Annotated in this window: 16 protein-coding genes; 8 read left to right on the forward strand and 8 right to left on the reverse strand. The window is 65.0% G+C overall.

Going from position 1 to position 18,648, the window contains the following annotated elements; all coding sequences use genetic code 11:
* The first annotated feature begins 117 nt into the window (after window positions 1–117).
* The 4 genes from NKH38_RS00900 (at window position 118) to NKH38_RS00915 (ending at window position 7,150) form a co-directional block, all read left to right on the forward strand.
* Window positions 118–1,122 carry an AAA family ATPase gene (locus NKH38_RS00900; protein WP_352758470.1) on the forward strand — a complete coding sequence of 335 codons (1,005 nt, stop codon included), beginning with the start codon at window positions 118–120 and terminating at the stop codon, window positions 1,120–1,122.
* A complete protein-coding gene (locus tag NKH38_RS00905) occupies window positions 1,122–2,036 on the forward strand; it encodes a DUF58 domain-containing protein (protein WP_352758472.1) in 915 nt (304 codons plus the stop codon). The genes NKH38_RS00900 and NKH38_RS00905 overlap by 1 nt, the downstream gene beginning before the upstream one ends.
* The gene (locus NKH38_RS00910) at window positions 2,033–4,858 is read left to right on the forward strand and encodes a DUF4159 domain-containing protein (protein ID WP_352758473.1); all 2,826 of its coding nucleotides are present in this window, start codon (window positions 2,033–2,035) and stop codon (window positions 4,856–4,858) included. The genes NKH38_RS00905 and NKH38_RS00910 overlap by 4 nt, the downstream gene beginning before the upstream one ends.
* A gap of 207 nt (window positions 4,859–5,065) precedes the next feature.
* Complete coding sequence (locus NKH38_RS00915; protein WP_023728265.1) at window positions 5,066–7,150, forward strand: membrane protein; 2,085 nt, start codon at window positions 5,066–5,068, stop codon at window positions 7,148–7,150.
* A gap of 145 nt (window positions 7,151–7,295) precedes the next feature.
* Here the strand turns inward: NKH38_RS00915 and clpS are convergent, their stop codons facing one another.
* The 4 genes from clpS to NKH38_RS00935 all read right to left on the reverse strand — a co-directional run bounded on the left by clpS (window position 7,296) and on the right by NKH38_RS00935 (window position 8,807).
* Window positions 7,296–7,601, reverse strand: coding sequence for an ATP-dependent Clp protease adapter ClpS (gene clpS / locus NKH38_RS00920; protein WP_023683679.1), 306 nt, complete (start codon window positions 7,599–7,601; stop codon window positions 7,296–7,298).
* Window positions 7,602–7,734: 133 nt separating this feature from the next.
* Window positions 7,735–8,082, reverse strand: a complete 348-nt coding sequence (locus NKH38_RS00925; protein ID WP_023713954.1) for a hypothetical protein — start codon at window positions 8,080–8,082, stop codon at window positions 7,735–7,737.
* Between the two features lie 152 nt (window positions 8,083–8,234).
* Window positions 8,235–8,465, reverse strand: coding sequence for a hypothetical protein (locus tag NKH38_RS00930; RefSeq protein WP_023670004.1), 231 nt, complete (start codon window positions 8,463–8,465; stop codon window positions 8,235–8,237).
* A gap of 39 nt (window positions 8,466–8,504) precedes the next feature.
* Window positions 8,505–8,807: a hypothetical protein gene (locus NKH38_RS00935; protein ID WP_352758476.1), complete on the reverse strand. Its 303-nt coding sequence runs from the start codon at window positions 8,805–8,807 to the stop codon at window positions 8,505–8,507.
* Between the two features lie 258 nt (window positions 8,808–9,065).
* On the opposite strand from NKH38_RS00935, the gene NKH38_RS00940 reads away from it, so the two are divergent.
* The 3 genes from NKH38_RS00940 (at window position 9,066) to NKH38_RS00950 (ending at window position 11,686) form a co-directional block, all read left to right on the forward strand.
* Entirely contained in the window at window positions 9,066–9,782 is a 717-nt protein-coding gene (locus NKH38_RS00940; RefSeq protein ID WP_352758478.1) for a response regulator, read from the forward strand.
* Window positions 9,779–11,188: an ATP-binding protein gene (locus NKH38_RS00945; RefSeq protein ID WP_023670001.1), complete on the forward strand. Its 1,410-nt coding sequence runs from the start codon at window positions 9,779–9,781 to the stop codon at window positions 11,186–11,188. Before NKH38_RS00940 ends, NKH38_RS00945 begins: the two co-directional genes overlap by 4 nt.
* A gap of 93 nt (window positions 11,189–11,281) precedes the next feature.
* A complete protein-coding gene (locus tag NKH38_RS00950) occupies window positions 11,282–11,686 on the forward strand; it encodes a YciI family protein (RefSeq protein WP_352758480.1) in 405 nt (134 codons plus the stop codon).
* Window positions 11,687–11,713: 27 nt separating this feature from the next.
* Here NKH38_RS00950 and NKH38_RS00955 read toward each other — a convergent pair whose 3' ends face one another.
* Both NKH38_RS00955 and NKH38_RS00960 read right to left on the reverse strand, forming a co-directional pair.
* The gene (locus tag NKH38_RS00955) at window positions 11,714–13,189 is read right to left on the reverse strand and encodes a pyridoxal phosphate-dependent decarboxylase family protein (protein WP_352758482.1); all 1,476 of its coding nucleotides are present in this window, start codon (window positions 13,187–13,189) and stop codon (window positions 11,714–11,716) included.
* A gap of 19 nt (window positions 13,190–13,208) precedes the next feature.
* Window positions 13,209–14,294 (reverse strand): PLP-dependent cysteine synthase family protein, encoded by a 1,086-nt coding sequence (locus tag NKH38_RS00960; protein WP_352758483.1) that lies wholly within the window; start codon window positions 14,292–14,294, stop codon window positions 13,209–13,211.
* Window positions 14,295–14,497: 203 nt separating this feature from the next.
* Between NKH38_RS00960 and NKH38_RS00965 the strand changes: the two genes are divergently transcribed.
* Entirely contained in the window at window positions 14,498–16,525 is a 2,028-nt protein-coding gene (locus tag NKH38_RS00965) for a transcriptional regulator (protein ID WP_352758485.1), read from the forward strand.
* On the opposite strand, the gene choV is transcribed toward NKH38_RS00965, so the two are convergent.
* Entirely contained in the window at window positions 16,522–17,703 is a 1,182-nt protein-coding gene (choV, locus tag NKH38_RS00970) for a choline ABC transporter ATP-binding protein (protein ID WP_023669996.1), read from the reverse strand. The genes NKH38_RS00965 and choV overlap by 4 nt on opposite strands.
* A complete protein-coding gene (choW, locus tag NKH38_RS00975; RefSeq protein WP_023669995.1) occupies window positions 17,700–18,554 on the reverse strand; it encodes a choline ABC transporter permease subunit in 855 nt (284 codons plus the stop codon). The genes choV and choW overlap by 4 nt, the downstream gene beginning before the upstream one ends.
* Window positions 18,555–18,648: the final 94 nt, after the last annotated feature.

The following is an 18,648-nucleotide window of genomic DNA, read 5'->3' on the forward strand; positions in this document are numbered from 1 at the left end:
CTTGTCAGCCTAAGTCTGTGATTTAAATTCATTCGTAGGCGCCAGGCGAAGCCGAATCGCGGCATTCTAAGGCACTACAGTGCAAGCCGGTACTTCCAGCACAAGGATCGATGCGGCATGAGCGTAATGGTCAAGGAAAGCCCAATCAGCGAAAAGGACATGATCGCCCAGGCCGAGACGGCGCTGGCCGATATTTCCAGGGTGCGCGACGGCGTCGGCCGTGTCATTTTCGGCCAAGAAGTGGTGGTCGAGCGCACGCTGGTGGCGCTGCTTGCCGGCGGCCATGCGCTGCTGGTCGGCGTGCCCGGCCTTGCCAAGACCAAGCTGGTCGAAACGCTCGGTGTCGTGCTCGGCCTCGATTCGCGCCGCATCCAGTTCACGCCCGACCTGATGCCGTCCGACATTCTCGGCTCCGAAGTGATGGAGCAGGACGAGGCGGGAAAGCGCTCCTTCCGCTTCATCTCCGGCCCGATCTTCGCGCAATTGCTGATGGCCGACGAGATCAACCGCGCCTCGCCGCGCACCCAGTCGGCGCTGCTGCAGGCAATGCAGGAATATCACGTCACCATCGCCGGCATTCGCCACGACCTGCCCGCACCCTTCCATGTACTGGCGACGCAAAACCCGCTGGAGCAGGAAGGCACCTATCCCCTGCCCGAAGCGCAGCTCGACCGCTTCCTGATGCAGGTCGACATCCTTTATCCCGAAATCGAGGCCGAGCGGCGCATTCTGCTGGAGACCACCGGCATCGAGGACGCCAAGGCGCAAAACGTGCTGCAGCCGGCGCGGCTGAGGGAAATCCAGACGCTGATCCGCCGTATGCCGGTGCCCGAAAGCGTCGTCGACGCCATCCTCAAACTGGTGCGTTCGGCGCGTCCCGGCCAGGACAATGCCGAGACCGGCAAGCATGTCGCCTGGGGTCCCGGCCCGCGCGCCAGCCAGGCGCTGACGCTGTGCGCCCGTGCGCGCGCGCTTTATGACGGGCGGCTGGCGCCGTCGGTGGACGACATCCGCGCGCTGGCCGAACCGGTGCTGCAGCACCGCATGGCGCTGACCTTTGCCGCCCGCGCCGAGGGCACGACCGTGCGCGACGTGGTAGCGAAACTGGCCAAAGGAATCTGATGGCGCGTATCGGCGAAGTCCAGGCACCGGCAGCGACGCGCGACGCGCTCGCCAGGGGACGGTTGCGGGCTTCGCTGGTGCCGGACCTGCTGGTCGAGGCACGCCGTATCGTCAATACCGTAATTGCCGGCTGGCATGGCCGCCGCAAGCGCGGCATCGGCGAGAATTTCTGGCAGTTCCGCCCCTATGTCGAAGGCGATTCCTCGCGCATCGACTGGCGCCGTTCGGCCCGGGACGACCACACCTATGTGCGCGACCGCGAATGGGAAGCAGCCCACACGGTGTGGCTTTGGGCCGACCCATCGCCCTCCATGCTCTACAAATCGACTGGCGCCAGCGTTTCCAAGGAATCGCGCGCGCTGGTGCTGGCACTGGCCATGGCCGAATTGCTATCTCGCAGCGGCGAGCGCATCGCCTGGCCCGGCCTGACCGATCCGTTCACCGCCCGCAACGGCGCCGAGCGCATCGCGGCGCCGTTGATGCACGCCGCCGACCCGCCGGCAAAGCCTGACCTGTCCGCCATCCGCCGCTTCTGCGACATCGTCGTCGTCAGCGATTTCCTCGACCCGGTCGAGGAGACCATGGAATGGCTCGATGTGCTGGCGCGGCATGGCGTGCGTGCGCATCTGATCGAGGTTGCCGATCCGGCGGAGGAGACCTTTCCCTATGCCGGCCGCACCGAATTCACCGATCCCGAGACCGGCGACAAGCTGACCGCCGGCCGCGCCGAAATGCTCGGCGACGAATATCGCCTGCTCTACACCGCCCGCCGCCAGGAGCTGGCCAGCTGGTGCAAGCGCCTCGGCTGGAGCTATACCGTCAATCACACCGACCGCCTCGCTTCCGAGGCGCTGGTGCGCATCCACATGGCGATGACCGCCGATGGCGCATTCGTGGGAAGGGCCGGCGCATGAGCTGGCTGCCGCTCTCCTTTGGCGCTCCCATGGTGTTGTGGGGCCTGCTGGCGCTGCCGGTGATCTGGTGGCTGCTCAGGCTCACACCGCCCAAGCCGCAGTCCGAAATGTTTCCGCCGCTGAAGATCCTCGCTCGCGTGCTGAAGCGCGAGGAAACGCCGCAGCAGAGCCCGTGGTGGCTGACGCTGCTGCGGCTGTTGATGGCAGCCCTTGTCGTCGCGGCATTAGCCGAACCCGTTTTCAATCCGCGCGAAAAATTGCCGGCCGAGGGCGCCGCCCTGGCGCTCGTCATCGACAATGACTGGGCGAGTGCCGCCGACTGGGGCAAGCGCGTCGCCACCGCCCAGCGGCTGATCGCCGATGCCGGTTCGAACGGCGTACCGGTCGTCATCGCCTTCACCGCCGAAAAGCCGAACGCCGAGATCGGCCCCTTCGATGCGGCGGCTGCTCTCGACCGGCTGCGCGCCGCCAAGCCGAGGCCGATCCCGACCGACCGACCCGCTGTCTATGCCCGCGTCGCCGGCGTGCTGGAAACCTTGCCCGGCGCCAGCGTTGCCGTTCTCACCGACGGCCTTGCGGCAAAGGGCGACGAGGCCGCCTTCAACACACTGCTGTCGAAAAACGCCGCCCGTGTCGTCTGGGCCAATTCCGACCGGCTGGCGCTGACTGGGCTCACTGGCGCCGAAAATCAGGTCGACGGCTTCGCCCTGACCGCCATCCGCGCGCCCGGCGATCCGGCGCCGGCACAAGTCACCGCCGGCGCCTTCGACGATAAGGGCCGCCGCATCGCCGACGCGACGCTGACCTTCGCGCCGGGTGAGACTACCGCCACCGGCACGATGGCGGTGCCGTTCGAAATGCGCAACGACTTCGCCTCGATCGCGCTCGACGGCGAACGCCAGGCAGGTGCGGTGCGCGTGCTCGACGAAAGCTCCAAGCGCCGCCGCGTCGGACTTTTATCGCAGGCCGAGGCCGACCAGGCGCAGCCGCTTCTGTCGCCGCTCTATTACATCAGGCGCGCGCTGCAGCCTTTCGCCGATCTGGTCGAACCGTCGAGCGTCGATCTCGCCGACGCCATCCCGCAGCTTCTCGACCAGAAGCCGGCGATGATCGTCATGGCCGATATCGGTACCATTCCGCCGCAGGTCCATCAGCGGCTGGTCGACTGGGTCGACAATGGCGGCACGCTGGTGCGCTTTGCCGGTTCGCGGCTGGCCGCCGCCGGCAATGACGATGATCTGTTGCCGGTCAGGCTGCGCACCGGCGAGCGCTCGCTTGGCGGCGCGCTGTCATGGACGACGCCGCAAGCGGTGACCGAATTCCCGAAGAACGGCCCGTTCGCCGACCTCGCACCGCCGGCCGAGGTCACGGTGAGCCGGCAGGTGTTGGCCGAACCGACGCCGGACATCGTCGAACGCACCTGGGCAACCCTTGCCGATGGCACCCCGCTGGTGACCGGGTTGAAGAAGGGCAAGGGCACGCTGGTTCTGTTCCACATCACCCCGGAAGCGACATGGTCGACGCTGCCGATCTCCGGCAGCTTCGTCGAGATGCTGCGGCGCATCGTGCAGCTGTCGCGCAACCAGGGTGCGGCGGTTGCCAACGCCGAAGCCGCTGCTACGTCGCTGGCGCCTTATCGCATGATAGCCGCCGACGGCACTTTGGTGCCGCCGACGCCGGACGCGCGACCGCTGGTCCCCGGCGCCGGCACGCTGCCGGTGACGTTCGAGAACCCGCCCGGCGTCTACGGCTCGGAAACCGGCGTTTTCGCCCACAATCTGCTCGACCCGGCCACCGCCTTCGCGCCGCTGGTGCGCCCGCAATTCACAGTGCCGGTGACCAATATCCAGTACGCTTTCGATGAATCGCGCGACCTCAAGGGATCGCTGGTCACAGCGGCACTTGTGCTTATGCTGCTCGACACGCTGGCGGTGTTCTGGATGGGCGGGCTGATGTCGCGCCGACCGCGCCGCGGCCGATCGGCCGCAGCAACGACGGCTGCGCTGCTGCTTGGCCTCGGCATGCTGTTTGGCCATGCCGACCTCGCCCGCGCCGACGACGCCAAGCCCGGCGATGCCGCGGCAATCGAGGATATTGCCAAGACCCGCATCGCCTATGTGCTGACCGGTGTGCCCGGTGACGATTCGATCAGCCGCGCCGGGCTCGAAGGCCTGACCCGCTTCCTGATCGAGAAGACCGCGCTCGAGCCGGGCGCGCCGGCGGGCGTCGATATCTCGAAGGACGAGCTTTCCTTCTATCCGCTGATCTACTGGCCGATCGATCCTTCCGCGCCGATGCCGAGCCAAGCCGCGATCGCCCGCATCGACGCCTATATGCAGCAGGGCGGCACGGTGCTGTTCGACACGCGCGACCAGTTCGCCAACGGCATCGGTGCGGATTCGGCGAGCCCGGCGACGGAACGGTTGCGCGACATTCTCGGCAATCTCAACGTGCCGCCGCTGGAGCCGGTGCCCGCCGACCATGTGCTGACCAAATCCTTCTTCATCCTGCCCGAATTTCCCGGCCGCTTCTCCGGCAGCCCGCTCTGGGTGGAAGCCTCGCTCGAGGCCAGCAATGCCGAGAATCGGCCGGTACGCGTCGGCGACGGCGTCTCGCCGATCCTGATCACCGCCAATGATTTTGCCGGCGCCTGGGCCGTCGACGGGAATGGTGACCCGCTTTTGCCGACCGTGCCATCGGATCCGATGCAGCGCATCTATGCGCTGCGCGCCGGCGTCAACATCATGATGTACATGCTGACCGGCAACTACAAATCCGACCAGGTGCACGTGCCGATCCTGCTCGAACGGCTGGGGCAGTAGAATGGCGGTATTGGCTAATTTCGTCTCGATCCTGTCTCGAGCCGGCGGCGCAGCCTCACCCTCCCCCTTTTGGGGAGGGTCGGCTCGCTGTCGCAGCGAAGCGAAGACAGTGAGCCGGGGTGGGGGTGCAGCGCCAGCGCTCTGTCGCCTACCCCCACCCCGCTCCGCTACGCGGATCGACCCTCCCTACAAGGGGGAGGGTAAACGATGAACTGGTCGATTTCCTTCGAACCGCTGCTGTCCTGGCCCTTGCTGGCTTTGGTGCTCGCACCGCTGCTGGTGCTGGCGGCTGTCGGCTTGTGGTTTCGCCAGCGCGGCGCGATCTTCCGCTTCGCGGCGCTGATTGCGCTGGGCGCAGCACTCCTCAATCCGGTCTTCCTCGATGAGGAGCGCGAGGCGCTGAAGAGCGTCGTTGCCGTCATCGTCGACCGCAGCCAGAGCCAGGATATCGGCGACCGGACCAAACAGACCGACGAAGCGCTTGCCGGTTTGCAGCAGCGCCTTGGCCGCTTCAAGCAGTTCGACGTCCGCGTCGTCGAGGCCGGCAAGTCGGAAGCCGCCGACGAGCGCACCGAGACCAAGCTTTTTGCAGCGCTTGAAGGCGCGTTCCGCGACGTGCCGCCCTCGCGCATCGGTGGCGCCATCATGATCACCGATGGCGAGGTGCATGACGCGCCGGCCGCCCCCGACTTCAATGCGCCGCTGCACGCGCTGATCACCGGCAACGAGCACGAGAAGGACCGCCGCATCCGCTTCGAGAACGCGCCGCGCTTCGGCCTCGTCGGCAAGCCGCTCGACATGACCTACCGCGTCATCGCCACCGACGGCGAAACCGGCCCGGTCGATGTCCGCGTCTCGGTCAATGGCGAGCAGGTCGCGGTCGAAGAGGCGACCATCGGCCAGGCGATGCCGCTGCAGGTGACCATCCCCGGCGCCGGCCGCAACATCGTCGAACTCTCCATTGACCGCGAGCCGGGCGAACTGACCGACGCCAACAACCGCGCCATCGCGCTGATCGACGGCATCCGCGAGAACTTGCGCGTGCTTTTGGTTTCCGGCGAACCGCATGCCGGCGAGCGCACCTGGCGCAATCTGCTGAAATCCGACGCCTCGGTCGATCTCGTCCATTTCACCATTCTGCGGCCGCCGGAAAAGCAGGACGGCACGCCGATCAACGAACTGTCGCTGATCGCCTTCCCGACCCGCGAGTTGTTCGTCGAGAAGATCAAGGATTTCGATCTCATCATATTCGACCGCTACCAGCACCGCGACGTGCTGCCGATCCTCTATTACGACTACATCTCCGAATACGTCGAAAAGGGCGGCGCGCTGCTGATCGCCGCCGGGCCAGAATATGCCGGCGACTCCTCGATTGCCCGCACCCCGCTAATGTCGTCGCTGCCGGCAATGCCGACCGGCGAAGTCATCGACAAGGCCTTCTATCCGCGCCTCACCGATCTCGGCCAGCGCCATCCGGTAACGCGCGGCCTCGACGGCTCGGCGACCGAGCCGCCGCGCTGGAGCCGCTGGTTCCGCACCATCGGCGTGCAGAACCCCGAAGGCGAAGTGGTGATGAAGGGCGCCGACAACCGCCCGCTGCTTCTGCTCGATCATAAGGGCGAAGGCCGCGTCGGCATGCTTCTGTCCGATCAGGGCTGGCTATGGGCGCGCGGCTTCGAGGGTGGCGGGCCGCATGTCCAGCTTTACCGCCGCATCGCCCACTGGCTGATGAAGGAACCTGAACTTGAGGAAGAGCGGCTGACCGCCGGCGGCCGCGGCATGATGCTGGAAATCCGCCGCCAGACGATGAGCGACGATCCCGGCCCGGCGCAGGTGATCACCCCTTCGGGCAAGGCGCTGATCGTCAAGCTGGAGAAGTCCGAACCCGGCGTTTTCCTGGGCAGCATCGAGACCAAGGAGATCGGCCTCTACCAGATCGGCAATGGTGACCTGACCGCACTCGCCCATGTCGGCCCGGTCAACGCGCCGGAATTCTCCGACGTCGTCTCTACCGAGGACCGCTTGAAGGCTCCGACTGAGGCCACCGGCGGCAGCGTGCGCCGGCTGGCGGCCTCCTCCACCCTTGGCCAGCTCACCGGCAGCGTCGCCCTGCCCTCCATCGTCCCGGTCCGCGCCTCCGGTGCGGCCTCGGGCGCAGACTGGATCGGCCTGCGCAGCACCGACGACAGCGTGCTCAAAGCCGTCTCGCGCGTACCCCTGTTCGGCGGCTTCCTCGGCCTTTGCCTGCTGCTGCTGGCCATGGGCGCGATGTGGTACAGAGAGGGACGGTAGCACCGCTTATCCTTCTCCCGGTTCACGGGGAGAAGGTGCCCGAAGGGCGGATGAGGGGCAGCGCGAGCCTGAGGCTGTTGGCAATCTCCTCGGCCCGCGCAAGCGAACTGTCATCGACCTCGGCGCTGCCCCTCATTGTCTCAACCTACTCCTCCGGCTCCGTCGTAAACAGCAGCGGGTACCCCTTGGCCTTGGCCGCGTCGATGGCCCGTGTCGCCTTGGTCTCGGCGACATCCCTGGTGAAGACGGCAACGACGCAAACGCCGAGCCGGTGCGCGGTGATCATCACCCGGTTCGCCTGGTCTTCGCTGAGCTTGAACTCGCCCTTCAGCACCGTCACCACGAATTCGCGCGGCGTAAAATCGTCATTGATGAGGATGACCTTGTAGAGCTTCGGCCGCTCGGTCTGCGGCTTGGTCTTGGTGCGGGGTTTGGAACTGATTTCAGGCATCGGGAACCGGTATCGCGCGAGGGGTCGCTCTCACTTTGTCATGGGGGAAAGCCGTCGTCCATTTTGATCGGCGCGCCAAACCGGCTTCCCGGAAGTGCTGCCGTTCACAAATTTAGGAAGTGTATGCTGCGGTTCAACGGCCCTGGCGATTAGCGACGCGACGAGCCTGGAATTGCCGTGCGCTGGATGCCGCATCCGGCCTTGATCCGGCCGCCTTGTATTCGACCCAGGCGACCGCGAGCCAGCCGAAGAAGCAGGCCAGCGCCGCGCCGGTGATCACGGTAAGCAGCAGGCTTTGCCATGGTGTGATGTATTGCCAGCTGCTGGAGATTGCCGGTGCAAACAGCGACGGCTCTGTGCGCCCGCTCACCGGATCGGGCACCGGGCTGGCGGTGAACTGGATCAGCACCCTGACCATTGCCGAGGCCACAAGGCCGCCGATGGCCATCGAGCGCAGAATGGATGAAAGCCGCTTCTTCATGCGGGCTATCCTACCGGATCTGCATTGCAAACGGGTTAAAGTCCTGGGTGGCCGGCACCCATCAACGGGTAATCATGCTCACACGACAAGGCCGCTCCAGCCGGGGGGTGCTGGAGCGGCCTTGTTACAGACAAGCCTGTTGGCTGTCTGGATCAGGCCTTCGGGGCGTCCGTCTTGACGACCTTCTTCGCCTTCTTGTGCTTCTTGACGGGCTTCTTGGCGACGACCTTCTTCACCGGGGGCTTGGCGGTCGTGGTCGCCGGAGCGGTGGTCGTGGAAGCAGCCGGAGCAGCGGTCGTGGTGGCAGCGGCATTGCCCAGAGCCGGCATTGCGAAAGCGAGAGCGACGGCGAGACCGGTGGCGGAGAGGATGGACTTTTTCATGGCTTCATTTCCTTCTTTGTGCGGGTCGAGTTTCGAGTGTCACTGAACCGGGTCGATCGGTGTCACTCCAAGCAGCTTCAAAGCGTTCGCGAGCATCCGGATACCCTGTGCCTGTTTCTTGTTGGCGCAGAACCGGTTTCCCTTTCTTTGCAGTGCTTTCGCCGCGGTGACCTGCGTTGCCGCGGCATGGGTTTCGAGGGCTTCGTCTACCTGGCGATTGAGATCGATGCAGCGCTCGCTCCTTGTGATCGGCGTCACCTTTGCGGTTGTGGCTCCGATCGCGCCTGTGACGAGCGGAATGCTGAGCAGCGCACCCATCAAGCTGATCGTGAACCTGTGCATTGGTGATGTCCGTTACTCCGGAGACTTCGCGTCGCAGCCGATGTCCTGACCGCCACGGCACCCTTTATGCCCTTGATTTTTTTCGGGAGTTTTTCCGGACTATAGAATTTTGTTTCTGAATTGTTTCTGGCAAATCGGCTTTGCGGGCGATCATCGCCGCTGGCCAACATGTGGCCAGAATTCTATCGTGTGGGTGACGCCACAGAAGCAGACTCAGAAGGCAGCCGCCGACCGGCCGCCAGCAATGACAGGATCGCCGTGAAATCCGATGCGCACATACTGATCGTCGACGACGACAAGGGCATTCGCGACCTGCTTCAGGAATTCTTCCAGAAGCGCGGCCTGCGCACCACGGTTGCCGCCGACGGCGTCGAGATGGAAGACATACTGCGCCGCACGCAGGTAGACCTGATCGTGCTTGATGTGATGCTGCCAGGAAAGAGCGGGCTGGAGCTCTGCCGCGACCTGCGCGCCAGCTACTCGACGCCGATCATCATGCTGACGGCGGTCACCGAGACCACCGACCGCGTCGTCGGCCTGGAAATGGGCGCCGACGATTATGTGCCCAAACCCTTCGATCCGCGCGAGCTGCTGGCCCGCATCCGCGCCGTTTTGAGGCGCAATGGTGCTGCCGAGCCGAAGCGCGCCACCACCAAGCAGATCCATCATTTCGCCGGCTGGACGATGGACTGCTCGCGCCGGCGGCTGATGGCGCCGGGCGATGTCAGGGTCGAGCTGACGATGGCGGAGTTCAACCTGTTGCAGACCTTCGTCAAAAGCGCGCAGCGCGTGCTCACCCGCGACCAGCTCATCGAGCTTTCCGGCGGTGACAGCGACTATTCCTTCGACCGCAGCATCGACATCCTGGTCAGCCGTCTCAGGCGCAAGATGGAAGACGACCCCAAGACGCCGAAACTGATCCTGACCGTGCGCAGCGGCGGCTACCAGTTCCTGCCCGAGACCACCTCCGAATGAGACGGTTCCTGCCGCAAACCCTGCCGGTCTGGGTTTTGCTCATCGTCATTGCCGGCCTGCTGATCAGCCAGGTCGCTACGCTCTATATCGTCTCGCGCGATCGCGCCGTCGCCAATGACGAGGTCGATCTCTACCGGCTTAACGACCGCGCCTATTCGCTGGTGCAGCTGATGCATGACGACACGCCGGAGCAGCGCAAGCTGACGGCCTCCGGTCTGTTCAACGCCACCTATGCGCTCACCGTTTCGGACACGCCCGCGGTCACCTCGTCGATCGCCGGCGACGACGAACTGGCCGAACTCGAGGACATCCTGGTCGGGCGGCTGTCGAAATTCGGCATCACCGACGCCCGCGTCCGGCGCGATCCGGCAACCCAGGCAGCCAACGCGCCTGGCGGTGTGGCCGTGACCAAGGATGTGGGCGCGGTGGAGCGTGACCTGTTATCGCTGGCGGCCAGCTTCGCCCAGAGCGACAAGCTGACGGCATCTGTCCGCTTCGCCGACGGCCAATGGCTGAATTTCACCGAGCCCAACACGCCGGTCGGACCGATATTGAGCTTCGACAGCCTGCCGCTCTATTCGCTGATCGCGGCCCTGGTGGTGATCATGTCGATCTGGTCGCTGCGCCGGCTGACGGCGCCCTATCGGATGATGGAAACGGCGGTCAACCGGATCGGCACGGACCTGAAGAGCCCGCCGATCGCCGAGACCGGCAGCCGCGAAATCCGCGCCGCGGCCAAAGCCGTCAACGCCATGCAGGTGAGGCTGCGCGACTATGTCGAGGACCGCGAACATCTGGCCGCCGCGCTCGCCCACGATCTGCGCACTCCGCTGACCCGCATGCGGCTGCGCCTCGAGCTGTTGCGCAGATCGACGGCGCGCGAGGCGCTCGCCCACGACCTCGCCGACATCGAGAGCATCGCCAGCTCCGTCATCGACTTCGCCACCTTCGAAGTCACCGAGGAGAAGAGCGAGCGGATCGATTTCTGGTCGCTGGTGGAATCGATCGCCGACAGTTTCGAGGACGTCACGTTCGACCATGACGGCGCCAGGCCGCGTGGCATGATCTGCATGGCGCGGCCGGTGGCGCTCAAGCGCTGCGTCAACAATCTGGTCCAGAATGCCGTGACCTACGGCAAGAAAGCCCATGTCAGCCTGCGGCAGTCGGACGGCACGGTCACGCTGGTTATCCGCGACGAGGGGCCCGGCATACCGCAGGCGCAGCTCGACCAGGTGTTCGGTTCCTTCGTGCGGCTGGAGCAATCGCGCAACCGCCAGACCGGCGGTCTCGGGCTAGGCCTGACCATTGCCCGCAACATTGCGCGTGCCGCCGGCGGCGATGTCAACCTGTCCAACCATCCTCGCGGCGGCCTGCTGACGGAGCTCAGCCTGCCGCTGGCGGCATAAGGCAGCAGACTAGCGTCTCGATGGGCACCGGGGGTGGATCAACCAACCCAACCTTGCAATAGTGCGGCCGCTCGAACAGGAGGAGATCGCCGCATGCTTTACGCCATCCTGGCCTATCACGTCGAACAGACCATCCAGTCCCTGACGCCGCAGCAGGACGCGGCGCTGATGCACGACCTGCTCGAGGTCAATGCCAGATTGACCCGCGAAGGCAAGCTCGGGCCGGCGGCAAGACTGGGCGCGACCGCCGACGCCGTCACGCTGCGTGGTCCGGGAGACGGCATCGTCATCGACGGGCCGTTTGCCGAGACCAAGGAACAATTGCTGGGTCTTTATGTCCTCGACTGCGCCACGCAGGAGGCGGCGATTGTGGCTGCGCGCGACTTGCGCCGCGTGAACCCCTCGGCGGTGTACGAGATCCGGCCGATCACATTTTACCTTCCCGGCCTGGCGTTCCCCGTGATGAAGGGCGATTTCCAGGAGGCCGCCAGCGGCTGAGAGCCGCTTGCCCTACCCCATGGCCGGTCAGGCAGAAGCGATCTCGTTGCCCAGGCGGACCGTTTCGGCGACGAGAAGGTCGAGATCCTCGCGCCGGGTCCGGTGGTTGTTGATCGCCACCCTCAGGCAATGCTGGCCTTGCACCGTGGTATCGGAAATGGCGGCGATGCCTTCTTCCTGCAGCCTCAGCATGATCTCGATGTTGAGCGCCTTCGAGCGCTCGCCATCGAGCCCTTCCGCGCGATAGCGGAAGCAGACGATGTTGATGCTGGTCGGCGCTGTCAGTTCGAGCGCCGGTTGAGCCTCGATCAGGCCTGAGAGATACTGCCCCTGCGCAATGTTCTGGTCGATCAGACGGCCGAATTTTTCGACGCCGTGTTCCCGCAGCGCCATCCACACTTTCAGCGCCTTGAAGCCGCGTGTCGTCTGCAGACCGTAATCGTGCAGCCATTGGCCGGAGGCGAGGCCGCGCGGTGTCGATTCCAGATATTCCGGCGTCACCGCGAAGGTCTTGCGATGCGCCGAGGCATCCCGCACCAGCGCGCAGCCTGCCTCGAAAGGCGCATGCAGCCATTTGTGCGGATCGAGCGCGATGGAATCGGCCCATTCGATGCCGGCGACGCGATGTGCATTCTCAGGCGCGATCGCGATCAGCGCGCCGATGCAGCCGTCGACATGGAACCAGAGGTCCTCCTCATGCGCCAGCTTGGCCAGCGCCTGCAGATCGTCGATGGCGCCGGTGTTGACAGTGCCGGCGTTGCCGATGATGCAGGCCGGCTTGAACCCGGCCGCGCGATCTTCCGATATCGCAGTCCTCAAACCTTCAATGTCGATGCGCAGGCCGGCGTCGCTGGCAATGCGGCGCAGCGCCTTGTTGCCGAGACCGAGCGCTTCCATCCCCTTGCGGTGACAGGAATGGACCTGGTCCGAGCCATAGAAACGCAAAGGCTTTTCGATTGCTCCAACGCCGTGCTCGCGCACGCCGATGCCGGCCTTGGTGTTGCGCGCCACGGTGAGCCCGATGATGTTGGCCATCGAGCCGCCGCTGACCAGCGTGCCGCTGGCCGAAGCCGGCATGCCCATCATCTGCTTGCACCAGTCGACCACCTGGCCGTCCATCAGGGCGGCGGCATGGTTGCCGCCGCCGAGATTGGAGCCCTGGATTGCCGCCAGGAAATCGCCGATCGCGCCGGTAAAATTGCTCGACCCCATATACCAGGACCAGAAGCGCGGATGGATGTTGCCCATCGGATAGGGCATCACCTTGTCCACGACATCGCCATAGATGTCGGCAAGCGGGGTCGGCGATTGCGGCAGCGAGGCGGTGAAGAAATCCCTCACATCTCCAGGCATCTCCTGCCACACCGGCCGTTGCCTGACATCGCGCAGGTAAGCGACGGCATCGTCAACGATCCGATGCGACAGGCTTTGCACATCGGCCCAGTCCGAGGGGTCAAGCGTTTCCTCGGTACTGGTAGCCGAGTGTCCAGGCATCGCGTCCATGCAATTTGCTCCCGCGTCATCATGCCGGGAACTGGCAACCGGGCGTCGAGCGCGAGAGAGCAAGCTCTTCCGCATTCATCTCGGCCTCGATGCCGTCGAACAAAGGCGTGGTCATGTAGCGTTCACCGGTATCGGGAAGCATGCACAGGATCACCGATCCGGCCGGCGCTGTGCCGGCGATCTGGCGCGCCACGGCAAAAGCCGAACCGCCGGAAATGCCGGTGAAGATGCCTTCCTGCTGCGCCAGCGCCTTGGCCCATTTCATGCCCTCCGGCCCGGCGATCGGCATCACCTCGTCATAGAAGTTGCCATCGATGGCCTCCTGCAGGACGTGCGGGATGAAATCCGGCGTCCAGCCCTGGATCGGGTGCGGTTCGAAAGCCGGATGGCTGGCGGCCGGCGCTCCGCCGGCGCCACGCATCTGCCGCTTGCCGCTGCCGACAAGCTGCGCGTTGGCCGGTTCGGTGAGCACGATCCGGGTCTCAGGCCGCTCGCGGCGCAGCACCCGCGCCACGCCGGCGACGGTGCCGCCGGTGCCGTAGCCGGTGACGAAATAGTCGAGCCGCGAGCCGGCGAAATCGTTGACGATCTCGCGTCCCGTGGTAGCTTCATGAATGTCGGCGTTGGCCTTGGTCTCGAACTGGCGGGCCAGGAACCAGCCATTGGCTTCGGCCAGTTCCACCGCCTTCTTGTACATGCCGAAGCCTTTCTCGGCGCGCGGCGTCAGCACCACCTTGGCGCCCAGCATCCGCATCAGCTTGCGGCGCTCGACCGAGAAACTGTCGGCCATCGTCACCACCAGCTTGTAGCCCTTCTGCGCACAGACCATGGCAAGACCGATGCCGGTGTTGCCGCTGGTCGCCTCGACAATGGTCTGTCCAGGCTTGAGCGCGCCGGTGCGTTCACCTTCCTCGATGATGTTGAGCGCCAGCCGGTCCTTCACCGACGCCGCCGGATTGAAGAACTCGGCCTTGACGTAGATGGTGGCGTGCGCCGGTCCGAGATTATTGACGCGGATGACCGGCGTGTCGCCGGTGGTGTCGAGAATGCTGTCGAACAGGCGGCCGCGGCCGGCCGTGGTTCTGATTTTCTGCTGATGCAACATGGGTAAACTCCTGGTTCTTGCTCACGGGCCGGTTACACACCGGCGGTTTGAGCGGCGAGATTTCGACACCTTGCCGCACTACAGGTCCTTGACGTGCGGCAGTGTGGTAAACACCACATTCGGCGCACAAATTTTGCGAGCCGGGTGCACTTTGTCGTGCTCGGTGGTAAAGCAGGGGCCGACAGGTCAGCGTGGGAGCAGGCGTGGTATCTGGCGTGGAATCGAGCCTGGCGAGCAGCTATCAAGGTGTTGTCGTGCGCCTGTTTGGGCCGCCGACGATTGCGCGCGACGGCGTCCCGGTGGTCTTGCCGGCATCGCGCAAGCTGCGCGCGCTGCTGGCCTATCTGGCGCTGGCGCCCCATCCGGTCGGACGTGGCAAGCTCTGCGAGTTGCTGTGGGATGTTCCAAATGATCCCAGGGGTGAGCTTCGCTGGTGCCTGAGCAAGCTGCGGGCCGCGCTCGACGAACCGGGCCGCCGCAGGATCGAAACATCGGGCGATACGATCGCGCTCGACCTCGACGGCATCTCAGTCGACGTTCTGGATGTCGCGGCGGCGGCTGCCGCAGGCATCGAAACGCTCGAGCCGACGCGACTGCAGTTGCTCTCCGACCTGTTCGTCGGCGACTTCCTCGAAGGGCTGGAGATCGACCGCAGCCCTCTCTTCAACAGCTGGCTGACCGCGCAGCGCCGCCGTTTCGGTTCCTGCCAAGCTGCTATACTGGAACATCTGGTCAAGACGCTGCCGGCCGATTCCGAAGACGTCTCCGCCCATCTCGAAAAATGGCTGGAATTGACCCCGTTCGACAGCAGCGCCCATGTCGCACTCCTGGTGAGGCTGGCGCGGCGCGGCCAGTTCGGTGCCTGCGAGGACCATCTTGCCGCAGCAGCATCGCTCTTCCAATCGGAAGACCTGGATTTCGGCCCTGTGCGCCAGGCGTGGCTTGCCATTCGCGCGGAACGTCACTGCGCGACTTTGCCGGCACAGCCTGCGGTAGCGCCGGTGGCGGGCCACAGCCCGATCGCGCGTGCCCCCACCGAAGCCGCGACACCGCACAAGGCTTCGCTTGCCGTCATGCCGTTCGCCGAAGATGCCGGCGGCGTTCGTGGTGGGCTAGCCGACGGCTTGACCCATGACATCATTACCCGCCTCGCCAAGCTCAGGGATTTTTTCGTCATTGCCCGCGGCTCGGTCTTTGCGCTGGCGGAAAAGAACATCGCGCCGGAGGATGCCGGCCGCCGGCTGAATGTCGACTATGTCGCCACCGGCTCCGTGCGCAGTCTGGCGGGCCGGCTGACCGTCACCGTCGAGCTTGTCGAGGTTCGCACGGCCAGGATCGTCTGGGCCGAGACCTTCGAGCGCAAGCCCGAGGACATCTTCATTGTCCTCGACGACATCGGCAACAGCATCGTGGCCTCTATCTCATCCGAGATAGAGATGGTCGAGCGCAACCGCGCCATGCTGAAGGCGCCCAATTCGCTCAACGCCTGGGAGGCCTACCATCGCGGCCTCTGGCACATGTATCGCTTCACCCGCAGCGAGAACGACCTCGCACGGCATTTCTTCGACATTGCTGTCAGGCAGGATCCGACCTTCACCCGCGCCTATGCCGGCCTCTCCTTCACCCACTGGCAGAGCGCCTTCCAGCGCTGGGGCGGCCGCGATCAGGACAGCGCGCTTGCCTTTGAGGCAGCCGGCCAAAGCCTTTTGGTCGACGATCATAATCCCGCCGCGCACTGGGCGATGGGCCGGGCGCTGTGGCTGCGCGGCGAGGGTGATGCGTCCGTGGTAGAACTGCAAAGAGCCGTCGACCTCAGCCCGAACTTCGCGCTTGGCCACTATGCGCTGTCGTTCGTGCATTCGCAGTCGGGCGACCCGCACGCGGCGATCGGATCGTCGGATCATTCGCGCCATCTGTCGCCGTTCGACCCGATGCTGTTCGGCATGCTGGGCGCGCGCGCCATGGCGCATGTCCGCCTCGGCCAGTTCGACGAGGCAGCCGATTGGGCACTGAAGGCGGCCGCCCGCCCCAACGCCCATGTCATCATCCTGTCGATCGCCGCTCACTGCCTGGCGTTGGCTGGGCGGCTGGACGAGGCGAAAAACTTCGCCGCGGCCATCCGCAAGACGCTTCCGGATTACCGAGCCGACGACTTCATCGACACCTTCCGCTTCGACCGGGATGCCACAGCCCTGTTCAAGCTCGGCGCCGCGCGTATCGGGCTGGCTTAGCGCCGCAACACCGCGCTCAGCACGTCGCGTATGCCGATCGCCCCGACAAAGCGCGACTGGTCGTCGAACAGCGCCACGGGTGCGGTCTGCGAGCGGTGCATGGCCAGCATCACCGTCTTCAGCGAGGTCCCGGGATTGGCCCAGAACACTTGCGCCGTCTCCTCCGGCTGCGCCTCGACATCGGCGCATGAAACCCATACCGCCGGTTTGCCGTCGCGTTCCGCCGCCGCCACCAGCCCGTGCTCGTCGATCTTGAAGCGCGTCGTCTTGCGCCGGTCGAGCCACACCCAGCCATTATCGCCGTGCTCGAGGTCGCGGCTGTCGCGCATGACGTTCCAGGCGGTCAGCACCGACAACGGATTCACATTGGCGATGAAGTCGCGGACATAGTCATTGGCGGGCTTGAGCACGATGTCTTCCGGCGCCCCGGTCTGCACGATGCGACCGCCCTCCATGATGGTGATGTGGGTGCCGATCTTCAGCGCCTCTTCCAGATCATGGCTGACGAAGATGATGGTCTTCTTCAGCTCCGCCTGCAGCTGCAGCAATTCGTCCTGCAGCTTGGTGCGGATCAGCGGATCGAGCGCCGAGAACGGCTCGTCCATCAGCAGGATCGGCGCCTCGGTGGCGAAGGCACGGGCCAGGCCGACGCGCTGCTGCATGCCGCCGGACAGCTCATGCGCGTATTTCTTCGACCACTGGTCGAGATTGACCAGTTTCAGCTGGCGTTGCACGCGCTCCTTGCGCTCTTGCTCCGGCACGCCGGCGAGTTCGAGGCCGAGGCCGACATTCTCCTCCACCGTACGCCAAGGCAGCAGGCCGAACTGCTGGAACACCATCGCCACCTGCTTCTGCCGCAGCCGCCGCAGCGTCGCCTGATCGCAGGTCACGACATCGACGATATTGTCGCCGTCCTTGACCAGCACCTGGCCGCGCGACACCACGTTGAGCCGGTTGACCGCCCGCAGCAGCGTCGACTTGCCCGAGCCGGACAGGCCCATCAGCACCGAGATTTCGCCCTCATGCACGGTCAGGCTGGCGCCGGCGCAACCCAGCACATTGCCGGTCTTTTCAAGGATTTCGGCGCGCGTGGCGCCGCCATCGATCAGCGCTAGCGAACCGGCCTGGTCGGACCCGAAGACGATATCGACATTTTTGAAATCGACGGCGACGGTCATTTCTTGCCTCCAACGCCGATACGCGTCATCCGGTCGAGCACGATGGCGAGTACGACAATCGCCAGGCCCGCCTCGAGCCCGAGATCGATGCGGCGCGAGCCGAGCGCGCGGTTGATTTCAGTGCCGAGGCCGCCGGCGCCGATGAGTGCTGCAAACACCACCATCGACAGCGACAGCATGATCGATTGCGTCAGCCCGGCCATGATGGTCGGCAGCGCTGAGGGCAATTCGACCTTCCACAGCAGCTGCTGCTTGGTGGCGCCAAACGCCTCGCCGGCCTCGATGATCGACTTCGGCACCGAGACGACGCCGAGATGGGTGAGCCGGACCGCGGTCGGGATGACGAAGATGATGGTGACGATGAGGCCGGGCGCGTTGCCGAGACCGAACAGGGTCAGGACCGGGATCAGGTAGACGAAGGTCGGCAGCGTCTGCATCAGGTCGAGCACCGGCAGCATGATGCGGTAGACCTTCGGCTTGTGCGCGGCCCAGATGCCGAGCGGCACGCCGATGGCCATCGCCATGGCGGCGGCGGCCACGACCAGCACCAGCGTCTGCACCGTCTGCTTCCAGAGGTTCTGGTTGATGATGAAGATCAGGCCGAGAAAGACGCCTATGGCCAGCGGGCGCGAGCGCTGCAGCAGCCAGGCGATGATGGCGATGATCAGCGCCAGCAGCACCGGCGGCACCATCAAAAGGATGCCAACCAGCCCGTCGAGCAGGAAATTGAGGCCATTCGAGAAGGCTCTGAACACGGTGTCGAAATTGTCGGTGAGGAAACCGAAGAACGCCTTTCCCCAGGCGCCGATCGGTATCTTGTGATCAACCATGAATTTCGAAATCGGATCCATATCGCCCCTCTCATGCGAGAGACCGCCTGCTTCCGGCCTCCGCTCTCATTAGGTCATCTTCTCACAGGATATGAAAAAGGGCAGCCTTTTCTAG

It is taken from the genome of Mesorhizobium sp. M1078 (genome assembly GCF_040318615.1).
Classification (GTDB): domain Bacteria; phylum Pseudomonadota; class Alphaproteobacteria; order Rhizobiales; family Rhizobiaceae; genus Mesorhizobium.